This is a genomic window from Ferroglobus sp., assembly GCF_015521575.1.
Taxonomy (GTDB): domain Archaea; phylum Halobacteriota; class Archaeoglobi; order Archaeoglobales; family Archaeoglobaceae; genus Ferroglobus.
This window is the reverse complement of record NZ_WANY01000178.1, coordinates 1-5,630: the sequence shown is the minus strand read 5'-3', so window position 1 is coordinate 5,630 and position 5,630 is coordinate 1. Positions and strand designations below refer to the sequence as shown.

General features: G+C 45.1%; 5 protein-coding genes and 1 pseudogene. 5 read left to right on the top strand and 1 reads right to left on the bottom strand.

Going from position 1 to position 5,630, the window contains the following annotated elements:
• The first annotated feature begins 182 nt into the window (after positions 1–182).
• The 5 genes from F7C14_RS07240 to F7C14_RS07220 all read left to right on the top strand — a co-directional run bounded on the left by F7C14_RS07240 (position 183) and on the right by F7C14_RS07220 (position 5,112).
• Positions 183–989 carry a 2-amino-3,7-dideoxy-D-threo-hept-6-ulosonate synthase gene (locus tag F7C14_RS07240; protein WP_290901395.1) on the top strand — a complete coding sequence of 269 codons (807 nt, stop codon included), beginning with the start codon at positions 183–185 and terminating at the stop codon, positions 987–989.
• Positions 990–1,100: 111 nt separating this feature from the next.
• Positions 1,101–1,472, top strand: coding sequence for a molybdopterin dinucleotide binding domain-containing protein (locus tag F7C14_RS07235; RefSeq protein ID WP_290901394.1), 372 nt, complete (start codon positions 1,101–1,103; stop codon positions 1,470–1,472).
• On the top strand, positions 1,473–2,720 hold the full coding sequence (locus F7C14_RS07230) for a formylmethanofuran dehydrogenase subunit B (RefSeq protein ID WP_290901393.1): 1,248 nt from the start codon (positions 1,473–1,475) through the stop codon (positions 2,718–2,720).
• 5 nt (positions 2,721–2,725) lie between these two features.
• Complete coding sequence (locus F7C14_RS07225) at positions 2,726–4,408, top strand: formylmethanofuran dehydrogenase subunit A (protein ID WP_290901392.1); 1,683 nt, start codon at positions 2,726–2,728, stop codon at positions 4,406–4,408.
• The gene (locus tag F7C14_RS07220) at positions 4,408–5,112 is read left to right on the top strand and encodes a formylmethanofuran dehydrogenase subunit C (RefSeq protein ID WP_290901391.1); all 705 of its coding nucleotides are present in this window, start codon (positions 4,408–4,410) and stop codon (positions 5,110–5,112) included. Before F7C14_RS07225 ends, F7C14_RS07220 begins: the two co-directional genes overlap by 1 nt.
• Here the strand turns inward: F7C14_RS07220 and F7C14_RS07215 are convergent.
• Positions 5,102–5,630: pseudogene (locus F7C14_RS07215) on the bottom strand (alpha/beta fold hydrolase); the annotation flags it as partial. The gene F7C14_RS07220 and the pseudogene F7C14_RS07215 sit on opposite strands and share 11 nt — an antisense overlap.

Below are 5,630 nucleotides of genomic sequence, written 5' to 3'. Positions count from 1 at the left end.
TTTCAGTCGGAACTCTCTCCCTCTCAAACAACTCAAGTTCCTTCACAAATTCTTTCAGCTTCATCAAAATTGGTTGAGAAATATTCTGAAAAGGTAAAGTTTATGGGTCTCAGTATTCATTCGAAAACTTTTTATATACTTTGCTATTTTGAGACTCAGTGACAAAGTAACAAGGTGGTGGAATGAGTGGCGTTATAGGGAAAAGAATAAGGATCGAGAGGGTAGTAAATAGAGAGAACGGGAACACGGTAATAGTTCCGATGGATCACGGTGTTTCTTTGGGACCGATTCACGGACTGATAGACATTGCAAGTACGATAAACGAGGTTGCTGAAGGAGGAGCTAATGCGGTCGTTGTTCACAAAGGCATAGTGCCGATAGGTCATCGGGGCTACGGAAAAGATATCGGACTTATTCTCCATCTTTCCGCATCAACGAAGCTATCTCCAGATCCGAATAACAAAGTTCTCGTGGCTACTGTAGAAGAAGCTATAAAGCTTGGAGCTGATGCAGTTAGCGTTCACGTGAACGTTGGGAGTGAAACGGAAGCGAATCAGCTTGAAAAACTTGGGAAAATTGCGAAAGAGTGTGCTGAATGGGGAATGCCCTTACTCGCTATGATGTACCCGAGGGGGAATGGGATCAATCAATTCGATGAGAAAGCCGTGAGTTTGGCAGCGAGAGTTGGTGCTGAGCTTGGAGCGGACATAGTCAAAACAAACTTTACTGGGAGCATTGAAAGCTTCAAAAAAGTGACAGAAGGTTGTCCGGTGCCAGTCGTTGTGGCTGGAGGGGAGAAGATGGACTCCCCCGAAGATATCCTTAGGATGGTCGAGATGGCTATGGATGCTGGAGCGAGAGGGGTGGCTATAGGAAGGAACATTTTCCAAGCTGAGAACCCGAAGAAAATGACGAAAGCTATAGCTATGATAGTCCACGAAAACGCCACTCATAAGGAAGCTCTGGAGTACCTAAAATCGGAAGAGTAGAGCAGAAGCGTTTCTTGTTTATTTTTAAACATTTCGAATCGCATAGCAGCTGATTAAAATAGTAATCGTTAAATATAGCCGAACAGAGTTATTAAAAGACGGTGATCTGTTATGCCCATTGAAGTGGAGATTATAACCGGCAGAACGATTGATCAAGGTAAGACAGTTGAGGAAAAGTTAACAGAGGAGTACTTCAAAGCCGTAAGCTACTGCGAGTTAAACGAGGAAGATTTCAGATCTCTCGGCTTGAAGGAAGGCGATAGGGTAAAAATCAAGACGGAGTTCGGCGAAGTAGTCGTTTTTGCAAAAGTTGGAAGCGTTCCGAAAGGCGTGGTTTTCATTCCGATAGGTCCCTATGCGAACCAAATTACCAGCGACGATACGGATGGGACGGGAATGCCCCTTTTTAAAGGTGTTAAAGGGGTAGTTGAGAGGACTGAGGAGAATGTGAAGTCTATAAAAGAGATTTTAGGGGTGGAGTGAATGGAAAACGTTGTCTGTACTTTTTGTGGAAGCGTTTGTGACGACGGTGTATTTGAGAACGGGGATGTAAGAAAGCTTTGCGCCCTCGGGAAGTCTAAGTTTTCAAAAAAAGAGAGGATTAAAGCCCCGATGATTGATGGCAAAGAAGTTAGTTACGAAGAGGCGATTGAAAAAGCAGCTGAGATTCTCGTTGAAGCCAAAAGACCCCTTCTTTACGGATGGGCGTCTACCGTGAACGAAGCTATAAGACTCGGAGTTCTTATTGCCGAAAAAGTTGGTGGAATTTACGATCAGTGCGCGAGCGTCTGTCATGCTCCGGGAACGTTGGCTTTGATAGAGGAAGGTGTTCCCGGTGGAACTCTCGGTTCGGTAAAGAATAGGGCGGATGTCGTTATTTTCTGGGGAGCAAATCCGGTTGAAGCTCATCCAAGACATCCAACGAGATACAGCGTTATGGCTAAGGGACTCCTCATCAAAGATAGAAAGAACAGGAAGGTTGTTGTGATTGATGTTAGAGAAACGAAAACTGCAAAACTTGCTGACATCTTCGTTCAGATAAAGCCGGGTTACGATTATGCGATCATCTCTGCTTTGAGAGCGATCGTAAAAGGAGAAAAAATCGAAGCTGATGAGGTTGGAGGAGTGCCCGTAGAAAAACTCTACGAACTTGCTGAATTGATGATGAATGCGAAGTATGGTGTCATATTTTACGGGTTGGGAGTCACTCAGTCGAGGGGAAGAGATAGAAACGTTGAAAACGCTATTAAATTGGTTCAGCAGCTTAACAGAAAAACAAGATGGGTAATCTGGCCAATGAGAGGACACTACAACGTTGTTGGGGCTGGAGAGGTTCCAGCATGGGAAGTCGGCTATCAGTTTGCAATAGACTTTAGCAGAGGCTACCCAAGATTTTCTCCAGCCGAATTCACGGCAGTGGAAGCTTTAGTTAGAAGAGATTGCGATGCAGCATTAATTATAGCAAGCGATCCAGCGGCTCATTTTCCAAGGAAAGCGGTAGAACACCTCAAAAAGATTCCTGTGATTCAAATCGACCCCCATCCGAACTTGACGACTCTTCTTTCGAACGTTGTAATTCCCTCAGCCATAGCTGGACTCGAAGCCGAAGGTTCCGTTTACAGAATGGACGGAATCGTGCTTAGAGTCAAGAAGCTCGTTGAAACTGAATACTGGAGCGATGTTCAGATTTTGGAGAAGATGTATGAGGAAGTTGTTAAAAGAGTAGGGTGATTTTCATGCTTTGGATTAAGAACGGTATTGTTATCGATCCGAAAAACGGGATCGAAGGAGAAAAAATGGATATTTTCGTTAAAGAGGGGAAGATCGTTGAAGAGAGTGAAGTAAAAAAGGAAGAGTGCAAGATAATAGATGCTTCCAACAAGCTTGTCGTTGCTGGCGGAGTTGAAATGCATTCTCACATAGCTGGAAGCAAGATCAACACCGGCAGATCAATGAGACCTGAAGAGATGAGAGTTGTCAGAAACGTGGCTGGTAAGTTTAGGGCTGTTGTAGGAAGGGTTCTTTTGACAGCTCCGGGAATCGGTTATGAGTATGCAAAAATGGGTTACACAACAGCTGTTGAAGCTGCTTCACCACCTATCGGAAGTCCCCACACCCACGAAGAACTTGACGCCATACCGATCTTGGATAAAGCCGCCTTACCCGTTTTCGGAAACTGGCACTTCGTTTTCAAGTTCGTCTCAGAAAAAGATCAGGAAAAGCTTCAGGCTTTCATAGCTTGGGCTATCGAGAGAACGAAGGGGTACGGCGTGAAAATCGTTAACCCCGGTGGAGTTGAGAAGTGGATGTACGGAAGCAACGTCAGAACGCTCGATGACGAAGTTCCAATTTACGGAGTCACTCCGAGGGAGATAATTACTGAAGTTGTCAAAGCTAACGAAGCTTTAAATCTGCCTCACTGCGTCCACATCCACTGCAACAATTTAGGAGTTCCGGGCAACTACGAGACGACGATAGAGACGATGAAACTCGTTTCTGGAATGAAAAACGAAAATAGACCCGTTTTACACGTGACCCACGTTCAGTTCAACGCCTATGCCGGAAGCAGCTGGAGAGATGTTTCAAGCGGAGCTGAGGAGATAGCGAAGTACGTCAACAAAGCTGACAACATCACGATAGACATGGGTCAGCCGATATTCGGACACGCTACAGCCATGACCGGAGATGCTCCCTTCCAGTTCACCCTTCACAAGTTAATCGGAGCGAGGTGGAGCAACAAAGATACGGAAATTGAAGGTGGAGCCGGGATAGTCCCGATAGTTTACCTGCCGAAGAATCCCGTCCACGCTTTGCAGTGGGCTATTGGTTTGGAGTTGGGATTACTGATAGACAGCGATAAAGTCGTGATCTCCACTGACTGGCCAAACGGAGGACCTTTCACAGAGTATCCATACATAATGGCGATGTTGATGAGCAAGAGAATGAGAGAAAAGGAGCTTGAGAGGGTAAGTCCCTACGTGCAGAAAGCTTCAAGTTTACCAGCTATAGATACCGAAAAAACGCTCTACGAGGTTATAAAGATGAGCAGAAGCTTGCCCGCCAAGATCCTCGGAATGGAGAATAAAGGTCACCTTGGAGTTGGAGCCGACGCTGACATAGCCATATACAACATAAACCCGAACGAAGTTGATCCATCTGCGGAGTACGATCTCGTAAACAAAGCGTTCAGAAAACCTGCTTACACGATTAAAGATGGTGAGATCGTCGTAAAAGATGGAGAACTTGTTGCAGAGACGTGGGGAAGAACTTTCTGGGTGGATGCGACGAAGAAGGTTAGCATGGAAGCTATCGAAGCGGATCTCGACGAGTACTTCCAGAACTACTACACGGTCGAGAGGATAAACTTCGGAGTTGATGAAAGGTGGGTTAAGAAGCCCGCAAGATTGGAGGTGAGCTGATGCTAATTTTAAAGCCTAAGAAGGACTTTGAAGTTAGCGTAGAGGCGGAAATCACTCCAGATTTGGCTGAGAAGAGCGAAGAGGAAATTAAGAACTTTGAAGTTTGGTACGGAAAGTACAAGGTCAAGCTTGGAGAGCTTTTCGAGATTAAAAAGGAGGGAGATGAGAAAAAGCTCATCCTTGACGGAGATTTTTCCAGAGTAAAGTGGATCGGTAGAGGAATGACTGAAGGAGAGATCGTTGTAAAGGGTAACGTTGGTGCCCACTGCGGAGCGTTCATGTCCGGAGGAAAAATTGTTGTCGAAGGAAACGCTGACGACTGGCTCGGAGCTGAGATGAGCGGTGGAGAAATTGTCGTAAAGGGAAATGCAAGAAACCTCGTCGGTTGTGCTTACTACGGAGATCTTGAAGGAATGAAGGGTGGGAAAATTCTAATTGAGGGAAACGCCGGAAACTACATAGGAGAAAAAATGGTTGGAGGGGAGATTGAGATTAAGGGTAACGCTGGAGACTTCATAGGGACGGAGATGAAAAACGGAACGATAATCGTTCATGGAGACTGCGGCTTCGTTGGAGGAGATATGAAAGGTGGGACTATAAAAATCGGAGGAAAGTTCGATCTGCTTCCAAGCTTCAAAAAGGCTGAAGATGGATGGATAGGGGACGTGAACGTTGGAGGAGAAGGCAAGATAGTTAAAATTTAATTTTCTCCTTTATCTCTTTTGCTTTAACAATAGCCGTGTGGCTGATGAACCTTGGCAGATATCTCTTAAGCATTTCGCAGTCAACATCTATCTCCGGCATTTCGGCTTGCATACTTTCCACTTCAACAACTTCAACCTCCTTCCCTTCTGCCCACTCCTTTATAGTCCTTATAAATGGCTCCGACTCGTTTTTTCCGTAAAATATTACCGCATTTTCACTTCTTTCAGGAGGATTCAACCTTTCGAGTATTTTGAAGAGTACTCCTCTCTCAACTTCCCTAACTTTGCAGGAATTCAGAAGTAGCATGAACTTGGCAACATCTACAACTTTTTTCATTAAAGGAGGAGAAATCGCGAAAACGAAGTCTGCCGAAGATTTTAAAGCGAGCAATCCTCCGAGACTATGACCTACAGCGTAAATTCTCTTGTACTTTTTTCTGAGATAGCTAATAGCACCCTCCACGTCGTTTAAAACGTGTTCATTCAGAGGATTCTCGTTTTCCCCATGCCCCCTTAAG